Origin of the sequence: Methylobacterium ajmalii (assembly GCF_016613415.1) — a bacterium.
GTDB lineage: Bacteria > Pseudomonadota > Alphaproteobacteria > Rhizobiales > Beijerinckiaceae > Methylobacterium > Methylobacterium ajmalii.
This window is the reverse complement of record NZ_JACWCT010000158.1, coordinates 1-20,441: the sequence shown is the minus strand read 5'-3', so window position 1 is coordinate 20,441 and position 20,441 is coordinate 1. Positions and strand designations below refer to the sequence as shown.

Annotated in this window: 20 protein-coding genes; 9 read left to right on the top strand and 11 right to left on the bottom strand. The window is 70.4% G+C overall.

Translation table 11 applies throughout. The annotated features are described in order from the left end of the window. The first annotated feature begins 378 nt into the window (after window positions 1-378). From HPY23_RS28235 to HPY23_RS28220, 4 genes are all read left to right on the top strand, one after another. A complete protein-coding gene (locus HPY23_RS28235; protein WP_244537624.1) occupies window positions 379-1,077 on the top strand; it encodes a carbonic anhydrase in 699 nt (232 codons plus the stop codon). A gap of 90 nt (window positions 1,078-1,167) precedes the next feature. Continuing rightward, window positions 1,168-2,583 carry an MDR family MFS transporter gene (locus HPY23_RS28230; protein ID WP_091753212.1) on the top strand — a complete coding sequence of 472 codons (1,416 nt, stop codon included), beginning with the start codon at window positions 1,168-1,170 and terminating at the stop codon, window positions 2,581-2,583. 147 nt (window positions 2,584-2,730) lie between these two features. Next, entirely contained in the window at window positions 2,731-3,072 is a 342-nt protein-coding gene (locus HPY23_RS28225; protein ID WP_091888378.1) for a hypothetical protein, read from the top strand. A 22-nt stretch (window positions 3,073-3,094) separates the two neighbouring features. Next, window positions 3,095-3,718 (top strand): DapH/DapD/GlmU-related protein, encoded by a 624-nt coding sequence (locus HPY23_RS28220; protein ID WP_338101108.1) that lies wholly within the window; start codon window positions 3,095-3,097, stop codon window positions 3,716-3,718. Between the two features lie 52 nt (window positions 3,719-3,770). Here HPY23_RS28220 and HPY23_RS28215 read toward each other — a convergent pair whose 3' ends face one another. The 3 genes from HPY23_RS28215 to HPY23_RS28205 form a co-directional block, all read right to left on the bottom strand. Beyond that, complete coding sequence (locus HPY23_RS28215) at window positions 3,771-4,178, bottom strand: GNAT family N-acetyltransferase (RefSeq protein WP_091888478.1); 408 nt, start codon at window positions 4,176-4,178, stop codon at window positions 3,771-3,773. Between the two features lie 53 nt (window positions 4,179-4,231). Beyond that, on the bottom strand, window positions 4,232-5,548 hold the full coding sequence (locus HPY23_RS28210; RefSeq protein WP_091888382.1) for a 2-oxo acid dehydrogenase subunit E2: 1,317 nt from the start codon (window positions 5,546-5,548) through the stop codon (window positions 4,232-4,234). A gap of 135 nt (window positions 5,549-5,683) precedes the next feature. Next, window positions 5,684-6,802 (bottom strand): DUF2336 domain-containing protein, encoded by a 1,119-nt coding sequence (locus HPY23_RS28205; protein WP_091888384.1) that lies wholly within the window; start codon window positions 6,800-6,802, stop codon window positions 5,684-5,686. A 285-nt stretch (window positions 6,803-7,087) separates the two neighbouring features. Between HPY23_RS28205 and HPY23_RS28200 the strand changes: the two genes are divergently transcribed. Together HPY23_RS28200 and HPY23_RS28195 are read left to right on the top strand one after the other, a co-directional pair. Beyond that, window positions 7,088-7,330, top strand: a complete 243-nt coding sequence (locus HPY23_RS28200; protein ID WP_060848225.1) for a hypothetical protein — start codon at window positions 7,088-7,090, stop codon at window positions 7,328-7,330. 61 nt (window positions 7,331-7,391) lie between these two features. Then, window positions 7,392-8,171: a hypothetical protein gene (locus tag HPY23_RS28195; protein ID WP_060849505.1), complete on the top strand. Its 780-nt coding sequence runs from the start codon at window positions 7,392-7,394 to the stop codon at window positions 8,169-8,171. 96 nt (window positions 8,172-8,267) lie between these two features. On the opposite strand, the gene HPY23_RS28190 is transcribed toward HPY23_RS28195, so the two are convergent. Both HPY23_RS28190 and HPY23_RS28185 read right to left on the bottom strand, forming a co-directional pair. Continuing rightward, window positions 8,268-8,855, bottom strand: a complete 588-nt coding sequence (locus HPY23_RS28190; protein ID WP_060848224.1) for a DUF1254 domain-containing protein — start codon at window positions 8,853-8,855, stop codon at window positions 8,268-8,270. Then, on the bottom strand, window positions 8,852-9,589 hold the full coding sequence (locus HPY23_RS28185; protein WP_091888386.1) for a DUF1214 domain-containing protein: 738 nt from the start codon (window positions 9,587-9,589) through the stop codon (window positions 8,852-8,854). The genes HPY23_RS28190 and HPY23_RS28185 overlap by 4 nt, the downstream gene beginning before the upstream one ends. Before the next feature lie 183 nt (window positions 9,590-9,772). Here HPY23_RS28185 and HPY23_RS28180 point away from each other — a divergent pair, with 183 nt between their 5' ends. Further along, entirely contained in the window at window positions 9,773-10,369 is a 597-nt protein-coding gene (locus HPY23_RS28180) for an acyltransferase (RefSeq protein WP_139234989.1), read from the top strand. A 217-nt stretch (window positions 10,370-10,586) separates the two neighbouring features. On the opposite strand, the gene HPY23_RS28175 is transcribed toward HPY23_RS28180, so the two are convergent. The 3 genes from HPY23_RS28175 to HPY23_RS28165 form a co-directional block, all read right to left on the bottom strand. Further along, window positions 10,587-11,597 carry an O-fucosyltransferase family protein gene (locus tag HPY23_RS28175; protein ID WP_139234990.1) on the bottom strand — a complete coding sequence of 337 codons (1,011 nt, stop codon included), beginning with the start codon at window positions 11,595-11,597 and terminating at the stop codon, window positions 10,587-10,589. A 311-nt stretch (window positions 11,598-11,908) separates the two neighbouring features. Next, complete coding sequence (locus tag HPY23_RS28170; RefSeq protein ID WP_091888390.1) at window positions 11,909-12,988, bottom strand: glycosyltransferase family 61 protein; 1,080 nt, start codon at window positions 12,986-12,988, stop codon at window positions 11,909-11,911. A 464-nt stretch (window positions 12,989-13,452) separates the two neighbouring features. Continuing rightward, window positions 13,453-15,666, bottom strand: a complete 2,214-nt coding sequence (locus HPY23_RS28165) for a transglycosylase domain-containing protein (RefSeq protein ID WP_091888392.1) — start codon at window positions 15,664-15,666, stop codon at window positions 13,453-13,455. A gap of 374 nt (window positions 15,667-16,040) precedes the next feature. Here HPY23_RS28165 and HPY23_RS28160 point away from each other — a divergent pair, with 374 nt between their 5' ends. Continuing rightward, the gene (locus tag HPY23_RS28160) at window positions 16,041-16,499 is read left to right on the top strand and encodes a YcgN family cysteine cluster protein (RefSeq protein ID WP_060849504.1); all 459 of its coding nucleotides are present in this window, start codon (window positions 16,041-16,043) and stop codon (window positions 16,497-16,499) included. 184 nt (window positions 16,500-16,683) lie between these two features. Continuing rightward, the gene (gene gshB / locus HPY23_RS28155) at window positions 16,684-17,640 is read left to right on the top strand and encodes a glutathione synthase (RefSeq protein WP_091888396.1); all 957 of its coding nucleotides are present in this window, start codon (window positions 16,684-16,686) and stop codon (window positions 17,638-17,640) included. 257 nt (window positions 17,641-17,897) lie between these two features. On the opposite strand, the gene HPY23_RS28150 is transcribed toward gshB, so the two are convergent. The 3 genes from HPY23_RS28150 to HPY23_RS28140 form a co-directional block, all read right to left on the bottom strand. Then, entirely contained in the window at window positions 17,898-19,055 is a 1,158-nt protein-coding gene (locus HPY23_RS28150) for an AI-2E family transporter (RefSeq protein WP_060848218.1), read from the bottom strand. Window positions 19,056-19,144: 89 nt separating this feature from the next. Next, window positions 19,145-19,570 carry a hypothetical protein gene (locus HPY23_RS28145; protein WP_091888397.1) on the bottom strand — a complete coding sequence of 142 codons (426 nt, stop codon included), beginning with the start codon at window positions 19,568-19,570 and terminating at the stop codon, window positions 19,145-19,147. A gap of 208 nt (window positions 19,571-19,778) precedes the next feature. Beyond that, the gene (locus HPY23_RS28140) at window positions 19,779-20,234 is read right to left on the bottom strand and encodes a molybdenum cofactor biosynthesis protein MoaE (protein WP_091888399.1); all 456 of its coding nucleotides are present in this window, start codon (window positions 20,232-20,234) and stop codon (window positions 19,779-19,781) included. Between the last annotated feature and the right edge of the window lie 207 nt (window positions 20,235-20,441).

Genomic DNA, 20,441 nt, shown 5'->3' with positions numbered 1-20,441 from the left:
GCCGGGGCCGCCGGCGGCGACCGATTCCGCGCGGGCGGACGCCTCGCGGCGCCGTCCCGTCCGATGTCGTCCTGCGATCCACCGATAGCGCGTGCGCCGCCGCACAATGCCGCCCGGGCCCGGGATTATCTCGCAGGATCAACCCGGGTGCGTACCCGCACATCCCCGGAACATCGTCTCCGTCATTGTCCTCATTATCGGCGCGGCAACGACGGATCGCCGGGAAATACAGTCGGTGACTTGCGGATCGTCTCGCTTCTCCGCGCAAGCGGCGGGAGCGGGGTCCGTACGAGCCGGCCGCGAGCCACCATCCCGACGGATCGCGGCGTTGCCCGCATCCTCCCGTTCCCGCACCTCATTCCCGCACAAGGACACCTCGTGGACAGCAGCATCATCCAGGGCATCTCGACCTTCCGCGGCAGCGTGTTTCCGGGCCAGCGGCAGATGTACCGGCGCCTCGTGCGCGACGGGCAGCAGCCGAAGGCCCTGATCATCGCCTGCGCCGATTCCCGGGTCTCGCCCGAGCACATCACCCAGGCCGGGCCCGGCGAGCTGTTCGTCTGCCGCAACGCCGGCAACATCGTGCCGCCCTTCTCGCAGATGAACGGCGGCGTCTCCTCAGCGATCGAGTACGCGGTTGTGGCGCTCGGGGTTCGCGACATCGTGGTCTGCGGCCACTCGGATTGCGGCGCCATGAAGGGGCTGATGCAGCCCGGCGCCCTCGACGCGATGCCGAACGTCGCCGCTTGGCTGCGCCACAGCCACGCCGCCGACCGCATCGTCTGCGAGGCCTACCCGGCCGAACTCGGACCGACCGAGCGCCTGCGGGCGCTCGCCCTTGAGAACGTGGTGGCGCAGCTCGCCCACCTGCGCACCCATCCGAGCGTGGCGGCGGCGCTCGCCAAGGGGCGGCTCGCGCTCCACGGCTGGTTCTTCGAGATCGAGACCGGCGCGCTGCTGGCCTATGACGGGAGCGCCTTCGTGACGCTCGCCGACGACGGCGTGCTGCCGGTGGCCCACGCCCCGGCGCCCCGGCGCGCGGCCGGAGACGGGATGCTCCCGGTGGCGGCCGCGTAACGCCGGGATCGGCCTGCCCCGCACGGATGACGGGGCAGGCCCCGCCGATTCGCGCTTCCGGCGTTCCGGGCGAGCGCTAGATACGGTGCCATGCGCACCGTCCGGATCGTCCCCCTCGTCGTCGCGACGGCCCTGTTCATGGAGAACACGGACTCGACCGTGCTCGCCACGTCGCTGCCGGCGATCGCCGCGGACATGGGCGAGGACCCGATCGCCCTGAAGCTGGCCCTGACCTCCTACCTGGTCAGCCTCGCGATCTTCATCCCGATCAGCGGCTGGGCCGCCGACCGCTACGGCGCCCGCACGGTCTTCCGCTGGGCGCTCGCGGTGTTCATGGCCGGCTCGCTCGCCTGTGCGGCCTCGAACTCGCTCGGCTGGTTCGTCGCCGCCCGCTTCCTGCAGGGCATGGGCGGAGCGATGATGGTGCCGGTAGGGCGCCTCGTGCTCCTGCGCAGCGTGCCCAAGGGCGAGCTGGTCCAGGCGCTCGCGACGCTGACCATTCCGGCGCTGGTCGGCCCGGTGATCGGCCCGCCGCTCGGCGGCTTCATCACCACGGCGCTCCACTGGCGCTGGATCTTCTTCATCAACCTGCCGATCGGGCTCGCCGGCATCCTGCTCGCCACCCGCTACTTCCAGGACGTCAAGGAGGAGGAGCGCCCGCCCCTCGACCTCCTCGGCTTCGTCCTGTCGGGGGCCGGGCTCGCCAGCCTGATGCTCGGGCTCGCCTCCAGCGGGCGCCACCTGCTGCCGGAGGCGGTGTCCTGGGCCTGCACCGGGGCGGGCGTCGTGCTGTGCGGGCTCTACCTCGCCCATAGCCGCCGGGTGGAGCATCCGGTGATCCGCCTCGACCTCCTGCGCTACCCGACCTTCCGGGCGGCGGTGCTCGGCGGCAGCCTGTTTCGCATCGGCACGGGGGCGATCCCCTTCCTGCTGCCGCTGATGCTCCAGCTCGGCTTCGGGCTCGACCCGCTGCATTCGGGCCTCATCACCTTCGCGGCCGCCGCCGGCGCCCTGTTCATGAAGACGATCGCGGCCCGCATCCTGCGCGCCTTCGGCTTCCGGGCGGTGATGACGCTGAACGCGGTGGTCGCCGCCGGCCTCCTCGCCGTCAACGGCCTGTTCACCGCGGGCACGCCGCACGCCCTCATCATCGCGGTGCTCCTCGTCGGCGGCTGCTTCCGCTCGCTGCAATTCACCGCCGTCAACGCCATCGCGTACGCCGACGTCGACCCGCGCGACATGAGCGCGGCGACGAGCCTCGCCAGCGTGGCGCAGCAGCTGTCCCTGAGCATCGGCGTCGCCTTCGGGGCCTTCGTGCTCCAGTCGGCGTCCGAGTGGCACGGCCGCACCGAGATCCGGGCGGAAGACTTCGGGCCTGCCTTCCTGGCCGTGGCGATCCTCTCGGGGCTCTCGGCGCTGTCGTTCCGCCGCCTCGCCCCGGAGGCCGGCGCCGAGGTATCCGGCCACCGCATCGTCCGGGCGAAGCCGACGGCCGACGCCGCATAGCAGGCTGAAGGAATCCTGTGCCCAAGCTTCAGCCTCCGTTCAGCCTGGCGGTGCGATAAACGGGACAACGAGCACGCAGGGACCACGGTCATCGGGTCTGATGTGCTCGCGAATGCTTGTTCAACCCTTACGTCATGGGGATCTGCCATGAAGCGCATCGCATCCATCTGCGTGGCCGCGGCCACCCTGGCGAGCGTGACCCTGGTCGGCGCCGCCCCGGCCGAGGCGCGCTGGCGGGCCGGGCCGGCCTTCGCCCTCGGGGCGGTCGGCGGCCTCGCCCTCGGCAGCGCCATCGCGGCCGGCTCGCGCCCGGCCTACGGGTATGGCTACGGCTACGCGCCGGCTCCTGCCTACGGCTATACCCCCGTCTATGGCGGGCCGGCCTACGGCTACGCCCCGGCCTACGGCCCCGAGTGCTACACCGTCCGCCGCCGGATGATCGACGAGTTCGGCGACGTCTACATCCGCCGCGTCCGCGTCTGCGACTGAGCCCCCGGGGTTCGTGACGGCCGTGAACCTGCTCGTACGTCACATCCCGGCCCTGCCCGCCTCCGCCCTCGCGGATCTCGCCGCCGAGCCGCCCTGGGCGCTCACGGGCGCGGCAGACGACATCGTCCGCCGGCTGCTGGCCGGCCTGGGCGCGGATTTCTCCGTCGCCGACGAGGTGGCGGTGCATGCCAGCACCCGGATCGAGCCCGGCGCGGTGCTCAAGGGCCCGCTCGTCGTCGGGCCGCGCTGCTTCATCGGCCACGGCGCCACCTTGCGGGGCGGCGTCTGGCTGGAGGAGGCCTGTACGATCGGGCCCGGCTCGGAGCTGAAGGCCTCGTTCCTGTTCGCCGGCACGGCGCTCGCCCATTTCAACTTCGTCGGCGAGAGCGTGATCGGCCGGGCCGTCAACCTCGAGGCCGGCGCGGTCATCGCCAACCACCGCAACGAGTGGCCCGGCGCCACGGTGGCCTTCCGGTACGACGGCAGGCTGATCGAGACCGGGCGTGCCAAGTTCGGCGCCCTCGTCGGGGACGGGGCGCGGCTCGGCGCCAACGCCGTCGTGGCCCCGGGCGCGATCCTCGCCCCCGGCACCGTGGTGCCGCGCCTCGGCCTCGTCGATCAGGGCGTGGCGCCGGATCTCAGATGAACTTGTGGACCGGCACCGGCTCGCCGATCCCGCGCAAGCGGCGCAGCTCGTATCACCCCTGCCCGCCGAGCCGCGACAACGCCTCCCCGTCCAGCCGGAAGAACACCTTGTCGGGTTTCGGCGCCGCCCCGAGCCCCTCGTAGAACGCGAGCAGCGCCGGCTGCCCGGCATCCGCCGTCCAGTCGACGCGCTTCAACCCGCGCGCCACCGCTTGCGCGGCCACCGCCCGCACCAGGGCGCGGCCGTGGCCGCTGCCGCGGTAGCGGGCGCCGACGAACAGCTCCTTCAGGAAGAGGCCGCCGGCGAGGCCCGGGCCTGGATAGATCGCCGAGAAGGCCGCGAAGCCGGCGAGGGCCCCGCTCTCCTCCGCCACCAGGATCTCGGTGCCGGCCGGGCGTCCGGCGAGCGACGCCTCGATCTCCCCGCGGGGCGGGCAGGGCACGGCGTAGTAGGCCTGCATCTCCTCGAAGAGCCGCGCCAGGGCCGGATGGTCGGCCTCGACGGCCGCCCGGATCACAGGGCGCCCCGGCGCAGGTCGGCGAGCACCGCGGCGAGGTGCGACAGGAAGCGGGCCGCCGCCGCGCCGTCCACCGCCCGGTGGTCCCAGGACAGGCTCAAGGGGAGGATCAGGCGGGGCTGGAAGGTGCTGCCGTCCCAGACCGGCTCGATCCGCGAGCGCGCCGCGCCGAGGATCGCCACCTCGGGCGCGTTGATGATCGGGGTGAAGCCGTCGCCGCCGATGCCGCCGAGCGAGGAGACCGAGAAGCCGCCGCCCTGCATCGCGGCGGGCGGCAGCGTGCCGGACCGGGCCTGCTCGGCGAGTTCCCCCATCTCCTGGGCGATCTCGACGAGGCCCTTGCGGTCGCAGTCGCGCACCACCGGCACCAGGAGGCCCCGCGGCGTGTCGACCGCGAAGCCGACATGGACGGTGTCCTTCAGGATCAGGCCGTCGCCGTCGAGCGCCGCGTTGAAGCTCGGATGGGCCCGCAGCGCCGCGGCGGCCGCCTTGATCAGGATCGCCACCATGGTGACCTTGTGGCTGCCGGGGCGGGCGGCCCCGTTCAGCTCGCGGCGCAGCGCCTCGGTCTCGGTGACGTCGGCGTGGTCGAAATTGGTGACGTGCGGGATCGTCAGCCAGTTGCGGGTCAGTGCCTGGCCGGAGATCTGCTGGATGCGCGACAGGGACTCGCGCCGCACCGGGCCGAACTTGCCGTGGTCGACCTGCGGCCAGGGCGGCAGGCCGGCGCCGATCCCGGATGCGGGCGCGGCCGGGGCGGCGGTGGGCGCCGGGGCTGTAGGAGCCGGGGCGGCCATCTGGCCGCGCACGAAGGCCAGCACGTCCTCGCGCAGGATGCGCCCCTGGGGCCCTGAGCCGGCGATGCCGGCCAGCTCGACGCCGAGCTCGCGGGCATAGGCACGCACCGACGGGGTGGCGTGGGCCTCGGACGGGACGGGGGATGCGGGCGTACTACCGGCCGCCGGGGCTGCCGGGGCCTCGGCGGGGGCGGGGGGCCGCGGGGCGGGGGGCTGCGGGGTGGGAGCCTGCGGGGCAGGGGACAATGCGGCGGGGGCGGGCGCTCCCGCCTCGCCGGAGGTGTCGACCATCAGGATCGGCGTGCCCTGCGACACCCGGGTGCCGGGCGCGACCAGGATCTCGGACACGATGCCCGCCACCGGCGAGGGCACCTCCATGGTGGCCTTGTCGGATTCGATGCTGATCAGGAGGTCGTCGACGGCGATCCGGTCCCCGGGCTTGACCAGGATCTCGACCACCGGGACGTCCTTGAAGTCACCGATGTCGGGCAGCGCGACCGGCAGGCTGGCACTCACGAACGTCCTCCGCGACGGTTTCTCGTTCTGTCGCCGCGGCTTCGCCCGTCACGGGCGGCACGGCATTCCGGATGCCGTGCCTAGACCATTTCGCGGCCGAGGTGAAACCGCCGCGCTCCGCACGCCGAGCCCGGCTCACCGGGTCTTGCGAGTGCGCTCCGGCAGGGCGGGGCGCAGGGCCGGGGCGGCGGTCGCCGCCGGGCGCAGGCGCGGCGAGGCCGGGCCGTGGGCCGGGCGGTGCTGGTCGGGCGTGGCGCTGCGCGCGGTCGGCTCGCCGCCGAGGATCGAGGCGACGAGGTCGCGCGCCGTGGCGGCGTCCATCGAGCGAAACAGTCGGGTCAGGCCGAACACCGCGTCGACCGAGCGGGCGATCGAGGGATCGAGGCGCAGGAAGATGAACACCGCCTCCTCCTCGGCGAGGTCGGCGGCCCGCAGGGCGAGCGCCAGGAGGTCGCGCCGCTCCGGCTCGGTGGCGCGGAAGCACGCCCCCGGCATGCCGAGCGCCTCGCCGAGCGCCGCCTCGAACCTCTCCGGCTCGCCCCGGCCCGCGAAGGCGGTGAGCGCCGCGCCAGCGGCGCGCATCCCTGCCCGGCCCTGCGGCCGCAGGGCGGCGCGGGCGGCGACGCCCTCGCGGATCGCCGTGCGGCGCTCCGGCTCGGCCTGGAGGTAGAGCGGGGCGAGGTCGACCGCCGGCAGGTCGTCTCGGGTGAGCAGCAGGGCTGCGAGATCGGGCCGCCGGCGCGCCCGCTCCACCAGCCGCTCCAGGGCCGGCCCGGCGAGCGGCGCCCCCGGGTTGCCGGCGAGCGAGAGGTCGACCTCCGGGTCGCCGCGCAGGCTCAGGTCCTCGACCAGGGCCCGGCCGAGGTCGGGCCGGCGGGCCAACACCGCGTCGAGGCCCGGGCCGCTGCCGGCGGCCTCGAGCAGGGCGGTCGTGAGCACCGGGCTCCCGGCCAGCACCGCGTCGCGGGCGCCGCCGCCTTGCGCGGCGAGCAGCGCCAGTACGCTCTGGGGCGTGTCGGGGAGCGGCGCGAGCTTCTGGGCGACGATCTCGGCGGTGGCGGCGTCCACCGTCGGGATCAGCCCGCAGGCCAGGGCCTCGAAGGCCCGGATCGTCGCGACGTCCCGCACCGGTGCGGCCCGGAAGAGGTCCGTCTGCACCCGCAGCAGCACGGGTTTCATGTCGAGACGCCGGTCTCGTGCGAGATCGAGGAGGCCGGACAGGTCCGGCGGAGCGTCGGCGGCGGAGCGGGCCATGGGCGATCGGTTACGCAGGACATGAAAGCGATCCCGAGAATGCGAGGCCGCGCGTAAAGCGACGCTTAAGGCTGCGGGCACGGGTCGGCCCGGGGCCTGGGGACAACGGGGATGACGGCCCGGTTCGCGCATCTCCGCTCACCGATGGTTTACGCCGAAGTCCCGGCGGCCCCTCGGGAACGGCGGCTCGGAAACAGTCCGTTAACCATGCCCGTGCTTTGGTCGATCCGTGAAGCCGCGACGGGCGGCGGTCCCGGAGGGACGTGGAGAGGCGGGAGAGCGCGCATGATCGGCCACCAGCGACGTCCCTCAGCGGACATCATCCCGTTCCGGGCCGGCGGCCCGCGCCGGGCGGGCGGCACGACCCGGGCGGGCGGCGCGGGCGAGGCCGCGTCCGGCCCGGTCGATCACCCTGCGGCGGACCCGGTCCGCGGCACGATTCTGCTGTTCACGGGAGTGCGCTATGAGAGGCTGCCCGATCCCGCCGAGACCGATCTGCCCGCCCCCGAGCGGCGCTGCACGCGCTGAGCCGAGGCTCCGGGTCATGGCTCCCCATGTCACGGTTCTCCGGGCCATTGCTTCCCGGGCGATGTCCGCGCGCGGTCTCGTCGTCGGCGGCGTGCTGCTCGCCGCCCCCCTGGTGGCGTCTTGCGTCCAGCAGGGCGATTTCGGCCGCCCGGCGCCCACCGCCTGGAACAGCCTGATCGACGCCGCCGGCACGCTCGCCGCGCGCGAGCGGGGCGAGGCGGCCTCGCTGTTTCCCTTCACGGAGGACGAGCGGGCGCTGCGCGACCGGGCCTGGCGCTTCCTGATGCCGGCGCGCGAGCGCAGCCTGTTCGAAGCCGCCCTCGACAACCTCACCCGTGCCCGGGTGCTGCCGGTCGGCTGGCGCCTGTCGGACCCCGCCGCCTATTACGAGGCGATCACCGCCGGACCGTACCGCTCGGCGATATCGCGCTACCGGCGCCTTTCGGACGACATGGTGGCGGACGGCCGCCTCGTGCCGGCCTTCGCCGAGACCGCGTCCCGGGTGGTGCGGGCGGACCTGACGCGGCTCCAGAGCCTGCCCTTCATCACCACCCTCGACGACCGCGACGTGCGCAGCGCCGCGATGCGGGTGGCCGAGAACCGCTGCCTCATCGCATGGGTGCGGCTGGAGACGGGCGCCCGGGCGGCGTCCTACCGCTACGCCCTCGAGCACCTGCTGGTCGCAGCCCCCGAGGAGGAGGCGGTGGCCGGCGAGCGCGCCCTGGCGTTCCTCGACTCGCGCCGCAGCCTCCTCGACCCGCTGCTGCCGCCGGATGCCGAGGCGCGCTGCGGCCTCGTCCCGCCGGAGCCCGGCCCTGCGGTGCTGGTGCGCAAGGGATAGGTCCGCCGCGCCTTCGAACGGATGCGTGCGACGGCGCCAGGACCAGCCCGAACGGGCATCGACGTGTCGATGCCCGAGGACAACGAGGCCTGCGGCCTACTCGTCCGGCCCGTCGATGGTGCAGGACACCGAGCGGGCGGCTTCGTTGGCGAGCGCCTGCTGGCTCGGCAGGGCGGCCAGCACCCGGATGCTGACGAAGCCCTCCCGGCTCGGGGCGACGATCCGCATGTCGCGGTTGCGCTCGTCCTCGTCGGCGCTCGCCAGCGCCTCGTCGTACTGGCGCTTGGTCATGATCACCAGCTCGACGGTGCCGCGCAGGGCCGCCTGGTCGGTGATGGCGTAATAGGCGCCGTTGCGGCCGTGCAGCGCGATCGTCTCGAGGAGCGGGCCGGTCTCGGCGGTGATCCGCACCGGTCCGTCGTCGAGGTCGTAGGCGCAGACGCCGACCGCCACTGCCGGGTCCTGCCGCGGCAGCCAGCCCGCCGCCGGCGCGCCCTCGGCCTTGCCGCCGGTCTCGACGGCGTGGACCAGCACCGAAGTGTCGTTGGCGAGCGTGGCGCGGGCCTGGCTCAGCGCGTCCCCGGTGGCGAGGTAGGGGATCGCCAGCACCGCCGCGACGTGGACGAGCCCTGCCAGCACGAGGCCGCACAGGGTGGCGAGGATGAAGCGGCCGAGCGGCGTCACGGGCAATCCTCCCGGGTGATCGAGGGCACGCCCTCGCGTTCGAGCACGCCGGTGCTCGCCGCCACCGGCGTGTCGTAGAGGCGCAGGACCAGCCGGATCGAGCCCTCGCCCGCCGGCATCGGCAGCCAGTTGCCGGGCTGCACGACCGGGCCCAGGGTCACGGCGAACCGGCCGTCGCGGTCGCGCAGCACCTCCGTGGAGGTGAACCCGGTGCGTGGCGCTCCCGCGTCCCCCGCTCCGTCGGTCTTCGATCCCTCGGTCTTCGCCGCATCCGTCGCCGCATCGGCCCTGGCCCGGCCGCGCCGCTCCACCGTCAGGGTCCAGGCCCGGGACGGCGGGGTGGCCCCGGCGATGCGGTAGCGGCAGGACGGATCGAGCCGGCGCCCGGAATCGTCGGTGAGCGCGGTGAGCAGCAGGCCCTCGCCGAGCGCCAGCGGCACCTCGCCGGTGCGGGCATGGATCGCCCGCACGTAGGGGTCGGCGTCGCGCGCGCCGATCTTCGGCCAGGCGGTCCAGGCGTTGAGCGTGACGCCCCCGAACGGGTAGCGCCCCCGCGTCGCCCAGTTGGCGGTGGCGAGGCCTAAGCCCGCGCCCAGGGCCAGCGCGTAGAGCACCAGTCCGACGGTCCCGAGCCGGCGCAGCCGCACGGCGCCCCGCAGGAGGCGGGCAGGAAGTCGGCGGCCGGAGGACGCGGCGCGCCCGGAATCCGGGAGGGCGATTTTCTCGGTCAGCATCGTGGGCCGTATCTAGCCCAGGTCGGGCCGGGGCCGAACGGGTTTTTGGGCCGGCCCTCCGGATTGTGGCCATGGCCCACGACCGGATGATCGACGGGTGGGCCGGGCGTCACCGGAGCGGCATCGACACCCGGGTGCGAAACCCGCTACATCGCAACCCTGCGCCCATCAAAGGACCTCTCGATGCCGGTAAGAATCTTCGAAGAGCATGCGGGACAGAACCAAATCGACCTATCGGAACAAATGCTTGAGACTGGGAATGGATTGATAGAAATACTTGGATACGGAAATACGATATATATAGGAAATCCGATCGCTTGCGCACATATTCATTTAAAGATTCATGGAAATAATCACGTTTACATCGGCGAGCAGTGTGTATTGAACGGAGTCAATATTCAGCTGATCGCCCCGGGCTCGCTGCGCATCGGCGCACGAACCGGTTTCAACGGCCATTCCCACATCCACATGCACGAGAGTGCGAAAATCGAAATCGGCGAGAATTGCTTGATCGCCGAAGGCACGAATTTCTCGACGTCGCACGTTCACAAGATCATCGACGTCGCGACCGGTGAGCGCCTGAACCCGCCCGGCGACGTGATCATGGAGGATCACGTCTGGAGCGCCGGCAGCGTCTCGCTGTGGGGCGGCGCCCATATCCGCCGGGACAGCGTCGTGGGGAAAGGGTCCTTCGTCTCGAAGCAGAGCTTCCCTCCCAACAGCCTCATCATTGGCGCACCGGCCAGGGTGGTCCGCGAGGGCGTCACGTGGGAACAATGACGATCCGCGGTGGAGCCGAGGCTCCCGTGTAAGGCTTTCGGCCGGTGGGGGCGGCGTCCCGCCCTCGTCGGAGTTTCGTGGGCGCCCGGTGGCCCGAGCGAGCGATCTCGATTCCGTCCCGGCCGGCGCCCGGACATCGGCACGTCACCCTTCGCGGGGCACCAAGAGCGGAGCGAACTCAGCGGCAGTGGTGAGCCAAGGCTCGCCGGGTGCGCGCTCATCCTGCGAGGACGGCGCTCGGGGTGTCTCGCGTACCGAGATCGCGACGACGACCCAGAGTCCCGCCCGGCGCATTGTAGATGTAGTCCGAAGCGGATTTGTTGAAGTTGGCGCAGTATCGTTCGAACGACAAGGTGTTCGAGAATGTGCTGCGCGAATTGCCGACGTACGTTTTCGCCATTTTCGCGATTTCAAAATCGACGATCGAGGAATTCAGCTGATTCATCGCCGAGAGTTTGGCTTGATCCCCCACGTCCGATTTGAAAAATATATCGATGCCGCTCGCCATTTTGACGTTTTGTCTAATCGTTTCTTTTGGTTGCCTCAAGTAACGCTCATCGCAGGTGACGTACAGGCTGGGCTGGCCCATATCGATGCTGGCTTGTATTTTCTTGGAAATATCTTCGGGGTCTAGATAAATATCTTCCGGCTCTTTCAAGGTATGAGATAGGTGATTTACACAAAATACGTGCCAATCCTCTTCAATTCTAAATTGTGCAACTGTATTGATATTTCTATCAATATATATCGCTTTGCAAATCTCGATGAAAGACCTGTCGAATTTTACCTTGGGAACCAGCGACCTGAAGAAGTCGGACGACAGATCCTCGAATATCGTTTCCCGACGGTGGGTGCAGAGATCGGCGAGATGGCAGGACGCCTCGCCGAAATAGGTCCATCCGCCACGCGCGATCCGTTCCTGATCGAAGAAGAGAGGCCGACCAACGATCTCGATATTCCAGCGTCGGGCAAAATCGCGAAAAACGTCTTCGAAAAAGACATCGCCGAATGGGACGCGCGCCGACCGCGTCTCGTCATGATGTTTGCTGTAGAGGTCCGGCAGGAACATCCTGCGTTTACGCGGCTCAGTTTGTTTGTCGACCGCGAGCACGAGGCCGAGCAGGGTCAGTTTCTGATTGCTCAATCCTCCGTCGTTGTAGTCGTATCCGAAAGCTGCTGGTCTCAACTGTCGCTCTGCGCGGAGCATCAGGGAGCGAATGTCGGGCATGAGTCCCTCGTGGATGATGGGGCATGGACCTGGTCCCGAGGGAACGATGTCCACGACAGCGATGGACGTCCATGGTTGGCGAACTCGGTACCGATGCGCGCGCCGCCCCATGTCGGTGGGCGGCGCACCGGCCTGGTTCGGTGGCGGCGATGGCGACCGGGCGGAGCCGACCGCTCCGAAGACTCCCTTTGCGGGCCGCGCGGGACCATCGCTCGACGAGCGGGTGTCCACTCTGCCCGACACGGCGCCGGGTCTTCGCTCTGGCCGCGTCCGCTGTCGACGAACCGAAATCCACTTCGCCGGACAAGGCTCTACGCGGACACGATCCTCGCGAGCCTGTCCGGATCGATCTGGATCGAACGGTCCCAGGGCAGGCTGCCGGTTTGGGGTCCGACTTCCGTGCAGCGGATTTCCCGATAATCGAGGCGCCGCGCCTGGGCGATCATCCAGAACAGCACCTCGGATGCGGTGTTCGGCATGAAACAGAAGATCGCCGTTCCAGGATTGCAGAAGGCGATGTTCGTGAGGGCTGCCCCCATCACGCCGACGATGCGTTCCGCGCCTTTGAACATCTTGATCTGGGACTGAAAGTCGAGAGCGCCGGAGAATTTCTCGCTGTATCCCAGCTCGATCAGCTTGCGCGCGGCGACATCTTCTTCATGGAAGTTGCGCGACGAGTTGGCCCCGCGACTCGCATAGATCTTTTTGTCCGCGTCAGCTTGAATATTCGCTGATATTTCGTCGAGGCATTGAAAAACAAACGGAGATAAATAGTACGAGTGTTGCGTCAGGCCGTCGACGAAGATCAGGTGTTTGACGAAGATCGGCTCTTCGCCTGTCAGGACGATCTTGTCGTCGGGCACGCCGATGGCGTTCAGGGCCTGCGACGCGGTTCGAACGAGATCCGCCGAAGCACGATGGATCAGGACCGGCCAGTCGTCCACCCGAAGGTGCCTGCGGGCCACCCACGCTCGGGGGAGCATCTCGAGAATGAAATGCCCGTAATTGGTCGCTCCCCGGCTCTTCCCCAGAATGCACCGATCGATCGACGCTCCGTCGCCGGACAGAGCGAACGATCTGACTTTCTCAAGTCCTTCGTTGACTTCGCCGTCGCTATGATATGTCCGCGTTTCCGGAATCAGATTGAAATCGCGATCGAAGACGAGGCCTTCCTTCGCAACGAAAACATCGAAAAATTGTAGAATCCTGATTTTCCGACCTTCATGAACCGAGCGCCGCCACAGGAATTCGAGCGTCCCCTTCACGTTTCCTGGAATCGCTTCGAGTTCAAGCAGGTTCGGATAGGCATAATACGAGTTCGCGCAGCTCATCTCGAAAACGCAGGTATCGGCGTCGTTATGAGTTTGTCTGATGAGCGAAGGTTGGGACATTAGCTTACCAAGAATTCAAATTCTAGATCGCAATAACTTTGGAGGATTTCGATGTCAATGGTGCGGTCCGGCGCCTTCGGACCCGCGGTTAGATGTGTCCCTGCGGCCAGCGCCGGCCGGTCGAAGGCGGGGATGTCGGCGCGAGGGTTCGCCGACGGCGCCGTCGTGTCGCTCAGCCCGGCCGATGCCCTCGTCCATCGCCGCAGGCCCGTGCGGTCGCCGCCGGCACCATCCCGCGAGCGCTCAGGACGGCGTTGCGGGATGACGCGGTGAAACGAGAGCGACCCGGGCGTCGCCGGGCCACCGCACATCCCGGACCGGAACGGAACCCGGGAGGTGCCGCTCGGAGGAGCGAGCGACGCCGCGCTTCTCCCTCCGCGGCATCGATGGGTTCGGCGGGATCGATGCGGTCTCACCCGAAAGGCGGCGTCGCGCCGGCCCGGCCGAAGCGGTCCGCCCATCCCTCACGGCACCCCGACCTGCCCTCCCACCGCGTTGAACGCCGCCCGCCCCGGCGGCGGGCTCTCGACCGAGCGGAAGAGCTGGCCGAGCCCGCCCAGCACCTCGAAGGAGCGCCGCGAGAGGGCGCCTGCCGGGGCGCCGGGGGGCGGGGTGGTCGGGGCGGGGCCTTGCGCTGCGCGGGCGGCCGCCTTGTCGGATTCGAACCCCGGCAGGGCCTTCAGCTCGATGCCCTGGTGGGCCGGGGCCATCACCTCGTGGAAGGTCATCGCCGGCAGCGAGCCGCCGGTCATGTTCTTGGTCGAGGAATGGTCGTCGTTGCCGTACCAGACCGCGGTGACGAGGTTGCCGGTATAGCCGACGAACCAGGCGTCGCGGTAGGCGTTGGTAGTGCCGGACTTGCCGGCGGTGCGCACGCCCTCGATCGCGGCCTTGCGGCCGGTGCCCTCGTCGACGACCTTGTTGAGCATGAAGTTCATGTCGGCGACGACGCGCGTCGACAGCACCTGCTCGGGGGCCGGCTCGCTGGTGTCGTGGCGGTAGATCACCTCGCCGGCGCCGGTGCGGATCTCGGTCGCCGCGTAGGGCTTGGCGCGCCTGCCGCCGTTGGCGAAGACCGAATAGCCCGCCGCCTGGTCGATCACCGTCACCTCGGCCGAGCCGATCGGCAGCGAGACCGAATCGACGAGGTTCGAGGTGATGCCCATCTTGTGGGACAACTCGATGATCTTGGCCCGGCCGAGCTTGGCCGCGCGGGCGTCGTGGGTCTCGCCGAGCTGCTTGCCCATGGCGATCGAGAACTGCACCGGGATGGTGTTGATCGATTTCGCCACCGCGACCCAGAGCGGCACCGTGCCGGCGAACGAGCGGCCATAGTTCGCCGGGCACCAGTTGCCGATGCAGACCGGCCGGTCGACCACCTTGCTCTCGGGCCGCCACTGCCCGGTGGCGAGCGCCGCGGCGTAGACGTAGGGCTTGTACGACGAGCCGGGCTGGCGCAGCGCGTCGGTGGCGCGGTTGAACTGGCTCTGGCCGTAATCGGCCCCGCCGACCATCGCCCGCACCGCCCCGTCCGGATCCATGGTGACCAGCGCCGCCTGCTCGACGTCGAAGGCGTCGCCGAACTGGCGCAGCACGTTCTCGACCGCTTGGTCGGCCCGCTTCTGGATCGCGAGGTCGAGCGGGGTCTTCACGACCAGCACCCGCTCCTTCTTGAGCTTGCCCTCGTCGACGAGCTTCTTGATCTCGTTGAAGGCCCAGTCGAGGTAGTAGTCGGCGCTGATGTCGCGCGAGCGCGTCACCGGCGTCGCCGGGTTGCGCAGGGCCGACTGGATCTGGCCCTCGGTCAGGTAGCCGGCCTCGACCATGTTGTGCAGCACGTCCGCCGCGCGGGCGCGCGCCGCCGGCAGGTTCACGTGCGGGGCGTACTTCGTCGGCGCCTTGAACAGGCCGGCCAGCATGGCGGCCTCCGGCAGGGTGATGTCCTTGAGGTTCTTGCCGAAATAGTAGTCGGCCGCGGCCGCCGCCCCGAAGGTGCCGCCGCCCATGTAGGCCCGGTCGAGATAGAGCTTCAGGATCTCGTTCTTGGTCAGGTGGCATTCGAGCCAGAGCGCCAGGAACGCCTCGTTGACCTTGCGCTCGAGCGAGCGCTCGTTCGACAGGAACAGGTTTTTGGCGAGCTGCTGGGTCAGCGACGAGCCGCCCTGGACGTGACCGCCGCCGCGCGCGTTCACGGTGACGGCGCGCAGGGTCCCGATCGGGTCGATGCCCCAGTGCTCGTAGAAGCGCCGGTCCTCGGTCGAGATCAGCGCCTTGACCAGGATGTCGGGAAACTCGTCGACGCGCAGCGAATCGTCGTGCTTGATGCCGCGCCGCCCGACCTCGGTGCCGTAGCGGTCGAGGAAGGTCACGGCGAGGTCCGGCGCCTTGAGCCAGTTCTCGCTGGTCTGGTTGAAGGCCGACTGGGCGAGCGTCAGCATCACCACGCCGCCGGCGAGCCCGAGGGTCACGCCCTCGCTGGCGAGGTCGAGGACGAGGCGCTTGACGCCGGTGACCCGGAAGCGCCGCTGGATCTTCTCGGCATAGCGGCCGTAGCCCTCGCCGAACGAGCGGCTGCCGCTGAACAGCGCGTCGTTCAGCCAGGCGTCGAAGCCGAGCGCCCCGCGGGACAGGCGGGTCCGGAGCTGGGTCAGCCGGTTGGTGGGCCGGTTCTCGGGCACGACGGGTCCTCGGATGGGCGCGCGGTTGGGTCTATCAAGCCCCGCACTCTAGCGCGAGACCGGGGCGGCAGAGAGGCGGGTCGTTCCTCTCCCCGCACTATATGGGGCACGGATGCGCCGACACGACGTCGCAGGATTGCGCAGCCTCCCGCCGCCGCGCTTGCCCTCGGCCCCGGCCTGCGGCAGGGGAGGGGTCTTCCTTCCGTTCTCCCCCGCATCCGCGCCCGATTTCCCGGCGCCTTCGAGGCCCAGCACCCGTGGCCGACGCCCGCAAATCCCCTCCCGGCACCTCTCTTCCGGGCAAGGCCACCCCCCTCTCGTCGAAAGCCGAGAGCTCCCTCAAGGCCGGCACGCCGTTCTGGCGCGGGAAGAGCCTGGAGGCGTTCAGCCCGGCGGAGTGGGAGAGCCTGTGCGACGGCTGCGGCCGCTGCTGCCTCCTGAAGCTCGAGGACGAGGACACGGCCGAGATCCATTACACCGATGTCGGCTGCACGCTCCTCGACGCCGCCACCTGCCGCTGCCGCGACTACGCCCGGCGCCAGAAGAAGGTGCCCGACTGCGTCCGCCTGACGCCCGAGGCGGTGCGCACCCTGACCTGGCTGCCGCCGACCTGCGGCTACCGCCTGGTGCGGGACGGGCACGACCTGCCGTGGTGGCACCCCCTCGTCTCCGGTACACGCCGCACCGTGCACGAGGCCGGCATCTCGGTCCGCGACCGCGTCAGCGGCACCGAGGAGGAGTTCGAGACCGAGGAGCTCCTGGACCGCATCGTCGACTGGCCGGGCCAGGACCCCCACGACGACCCCCACGACGACCCGCAGGCGGGGGAGTGAGGCGGGCCCGGCACGACCGGGTGCGTTGGCACGCCTCGTGCATGGTTTTCGCCGACGCTCATGGGCGTTTCCTCCCCGACTTGGGGCCCCGCCGCGACAAGCGCGCGGGGCCTCCCTCCGTTCGCAGCCGTTGCCATCGGGCGCGGGCCGCCCGATAACCCCGGGCGACCGGAGATCTCCCGACATGGCCCTCACCGTCGCGGTCCAGATGGACCCGATCCAGGCGATCCGCATCGCCGGCGACACCACCTTCTCGCTCCTGCTGGAGGCGCAGCGGCGCGGCCACACGCTGCTGCACTACACCCCCGACCGGCTCTCGATGCGCGACGGGCGCGTCACCGCCCGGGCCGAGCCCCTGCGGGTGCAGGACGTCGAGGGCGACCACGCCCATCTCGGCGCGCAGGAGCGGATCGATCTCGCCGAGGTCGACGTGGTGCTGATGCGCCAGGACCCGCCCTTCGACCTCGCCTACATCACGGCGACGCACCTCCTCGAGCGCATCCACCCGCACACGCTCGTGGTGAACAACCCGTTCGAGGTGCGCAACGCCCCCGAGAAGCTCTTCGTCACCGCCTATCCGGAGCTGATGCCCCCGACCCTGATCACCCGCGACAAGCAGGAGATCGAGGAGTTCCGGGCCGAGCACGGCGCCGTGGTGATGAAGCCGCTGCACGGCCACGGCGGCGCCGCGGTGCTGCGGGTGCTGCCCGACGATCCGAATTTCGGGTCGATGTTCGACCTGTTCTCGGTCACCTTCCGGGAGCCCTGGGTGGTGCAGCGCTTCCTGCCGCGGATCACCGAGGGCGACAAGCGCATCATCCTGGTCGACGGCGAGCCCTTGGGCGCCGTCAACCGGGTGCCGGCGGCCAACGACATCCGCTCCAACATGGTGCGGGGCGGCACCGGCGGGGCCACGGCGCTCACCCCGCGCGAGCAGGAGATCTGCGCGGCGATCGGCCCGGAGCTGCGCCGGCGCGGCCTGATCCTCGTCGGCATCGACGTGATCGACGGCAACCTCACCGAGATCAACGTCACCTCGCCGACCGGCATCCGGGCGATCAAGCGCCTCGGCGGCCCCGACCTCGCGGTCGCGGTCTGGGACGCGATCGAGGCCAAGGTGACGAAGCCGCAGAGCGCCTGACGCCGCCGAAGCCGAGAGGCCGTTCAACCTGGAGGGCGGCTTTCATCCTACCCGCGATCTCATCCTGAGGTGTCAGTCCATCAGTGATGGGCTGACCTCGAAGGATGGTTCCAGAAGTCTCCGAGATTACGGGAGCCCTCCTTCGAGGTTAGTCGATCTTCGATCGACTAACGCCTCAGGATGAGGTGGGAGGAGAGGATGGGACGATCCCCCCGGGGTCCGTCCCGGGCCGTCGCGCCTCGCTCGAAGGGCAAGCCTCAGCCCGCATCCTCCCCCAGCGTGTCTTCGATGTAGAGCCGGTCGAGCAGCACCTTCACGACCGCCATCAGCGGCAGCGCCAGGGCGACGCCCCAGAGGCCGAACAGCACGCCGAGCAGGATCTGGCCGGCGAACAGGGTCGCGGGCGGGATGTCGAGGGCCCGCTTCTGCACGAACGGCGTCAGCACGTAGCTCTCGAGAGTCTGCACCAGGAGGTAGACGGCCATTCCGGCGACCACGCCCTTCAGCCCCGAGGCGAGGGAGGCCAGCACGATGATGATGCCGGCGACGAGCGCCCCGATGGTCGGGATGAAGCAGAGCAGCCCGGCCTGGAGCCCGAGGATCAGGGATCCGTCGATGCCCACCAGCGTCAGCCCGAGCCAGACGCAGACGAAGATCGCCGCCATCACGACGAGCTGGCCGAACAGCCAGTGGCGCAGCGTGATGCCGATGTCGTCGGCGACGGAGGCCGCGTGGGTGCGCTGGCGCGACGGCACGAAGCGCAGGAAGCCGTCGCGGTAGGTGCGCGGCTCGGCGGCCACGAACAGCCCGAGCACGACCACGATGAACACGTTGCCGATGGCGCCGAACACCGCCAGCGCCACCGTCGAGGCCTGGCCGAGCACGCTGCCGGCGCCCGAGAGCAGGGTGCCGGGGCTCGGCAGGCTCGGGCCCTTCGGGCGCTCCTCCTCGGCCGCGCCGCCTTGCGCCCCGCCGCCCTGGGCGGCCGCGTCCTTGAGCTTGCCGAAATCGAGGAAGCGGGTATCGACCCCGCGGGCGTCGAGCCAGGACTTCACGGTGCCGGACTGCTCGCGCAAGGTCTCCCCCAGGCGCTGGGCCTGCCCCGCCACGGTGGCGCCGCCGAGCCCGACCATGCCGAGGACCATGACGGTGAGCAGCACGCTGACGATCGCGAGCCGGAACCCGTGGCCGAGCGGCACGACGCGGCCGAGATAGTGCGTGAGCCCGTCGAGGAAGACCGCGAACAGGATGCCGGCGAAGATCAGCAGCAGCGTGTCGGCCGAGTGCCAGGCCAGCAGCAGCGCCGCCGTGAACGCCACCACCCCGATTCCGGCGAGGACGAGCGAGCGGGTGCTCGTCCAGGCGGGGCGGGGTGCGCCCGGCGCGAGGGCATCCGGCGAGGGGGAAACGGGCATGTCGGGGGAACTCTCCGGCCGGCGGCACCGGGCCGCCCTGCCGGCACACATAGCCTTGCGCGGCCATCCGGCGACCGCCGTACCGCTGCCTAACCCTCCTCGCGCCGGCGCCGCACGCCGGCGAGCACGGCGGGATGCGCCGGGGTCTTCCACGCCGCCACCTCCGGCGCGGCGACCGGCTCGGGCGCCGTCATCCCCTTGGGCAGGGCGATGGGCTTGGGCAGCGCCAGCGCCGGGGCCGGGCGGCGGGGCGCCCACTCCTCCGGTTCCAGGATCTCGACGACCGGCATCGGCCGGCGGCGGGGCCGCTTCCGGACCGGCTGCGGCGCCCGACCGAAGACCCGCAGCAGGGCCCAGCCGACGAGGCCGCCCCAGGCGAGGAGCACGCCCCCGGGCGTCGGCCGCTCGGAGATCAGGAGGGTCACGAGCCCGACGAGCGCGCAGACCATCGCGAGGTTGCGCGCGCTGAAGGGATCGAACGGCAGCGGGTCGGAGGATCTGTGGTCGCGGATCATGGGACGAGCTTGCCCGAGCCCGGTCAGCGAATCCTCAGTTCGACCGCTCGAATTGTCCGCAATCCCCGCTTCCCACGATTCGAATGCTGTCGTTTTCGTGGATTCGCCCGCGAAGGAGCGCTTGCCCGCCCGGGCCGGTGCGGCGCGCGGGATGTCATGTCGATCCGTCCGGGGCCCGCGTCGCGACGGTCGGGGCGGGCGCCCGCGCTCACCAGCGCGCGGCGGCCGCCGCGTCGTGCTCCATTGCCTCGACCCAGCCGCCCAGGGTGCCGTCGGCCCGGTGCTCGCGCTTCCAGAACGGCGCGCGGGTCTTGAGGTAGTCCATCAGGAAGCTCGCGGCCTCGAAGGCGGCGGTGCGGTGGGCGGAGGCGGCGAGCACCAGCACGATGCCCTCGCCCGGCCGTACCAGGCCGTGGCGGTGGATCGCCACCGCGCCCTGGAGCGGCCAGCGCCGGGCGGCCTCGTCGAGCACGCGGCCGATCTCGGCCTCGGCCATGCCGGGATAATGCTCGAGCTCGAGGGCGGCCAGCCGCCCGTCCTCGTCGCGGCACAGGCCGGTGAAGCTGACGATGGCGCCCGCCCGCCCGCCGAGCTCCGCCGTGAGGGCGGCGATCTCCGCCGCGACGTCGAAGGGCTCGGGCTGGATCGAGAGGCGAGGGGTCATGGCGGGTCCGCGCGGAGAGATCTGACCGGGCTCTCTAGCGCATTTTCCGACGGAGTGGATGCCGGTTCGTCGATAGAAAATGCGGCAAAATCAAAAACCGGTTCTTCGTCATTCGGGGTTGATAGGGGCTCACAGTAGCCCCGCCTCCAAATCGGCCTCCAGGGTTGATAGCGGCATCCCGTAGTACCGCCAGGGGCCGTAGATCGG

Coding starts and splice junctions, on each gene's coding strand:
- HPY23_RS28185 (WP_091888386.1), bottom strand. CDS start 9,589: ATGCTGACCGAGAAAATCGCCCTCCCGGATTCCGGGCGCGCCGCGTCC.
- HPY23_RS28145 (WP_091888397.1), bottom strand. CDS start 19,570: ATGATCCGCGACCACAGATCCTCCGACCCGCTGCCGTTCGATCCCTTC.
- HPY23_RS28230 (WP_091753212.1), top strand. CDS start 1,168: ATGCGCACCGTCCGGATCGTCCCCCTCGTCGTCGCGACGGCCCTGTTC.
- HPY23_RS28150 (WP_060848218.1), bottom strand. CDS start 19,055: ATGCCCGTTTCCCCCTCGCCGGATGCCCTCGCGCCGGGCGCACCCCGC.
- HPY23_RS28195 (WP_060849505.1), top strand. CDS start 7,392: ATGTCCGCGCGCGGTCTCGTCGTCGGCGGCGTGCTGCTCGCCGCCCCC.
- HPY23_RS28205 (WP_091888384.1), bottom strand. CDS start 6,802: ATGGCCCGCTCCGCCGCCGACGCTCCGCCGGACCTGTCCGGCCTCCTC.
- HPY23_RS28175 (WP_139234990.1), bottom strand. CDS start 11,597: ATGCCCGACATTCGCTCCCTGATGCTCCGCGCAGAGCGACAGTTGAGA.
- HPY23_RS28200 (WP_060848225.1), top strand. CDS start 7,088: ATGATCGGCCACCAGCGACGTCCCTCAGCGGACATCATCCCGTTCCGG.
- HPY23_RS28215 (WP_091888478.1), bottom strand. CDS start 4,178: ATGCAGGCCTACTACGCCGTGCCCTGCCCGCCCCGCGGGGAGATCGAG.
- HPY23_RS28180 (WP_139234989.1), top strand. CDS start 9,773: ATGCCGGTAAGAATCTTCGAAGAGCATGCGGGACAGAACCAAATCGAC.
- HPY23_RS28225 (WP_091888378.1), top strand. CDS start 2,731: ATGAAGCGCATCGCATCCATCTGCGTGGCCGCGGCCACCCTGGCGAGC.
- HPY23_RS28170 (WP_091888390.1), bottom strand. CDS start 12,988: ATGTCCCAACCTTCGCTCATCAGACAAACTCATAACGACGCCGATACC.
- HPY23_RS28140 (WP_091888399.1), bottom strand. CDS start 20,234: ATGACCCCTCGCCTCTCGATCCAGCCCGAGCCCTTCGACGTCGCGGCG.
- gshB (WP_091888396.1), top strand. CDS start 16,684: ATGGCCCTCACCGTCGCGGTCCAGATGGACCCGATCCAGGCGATCCGC.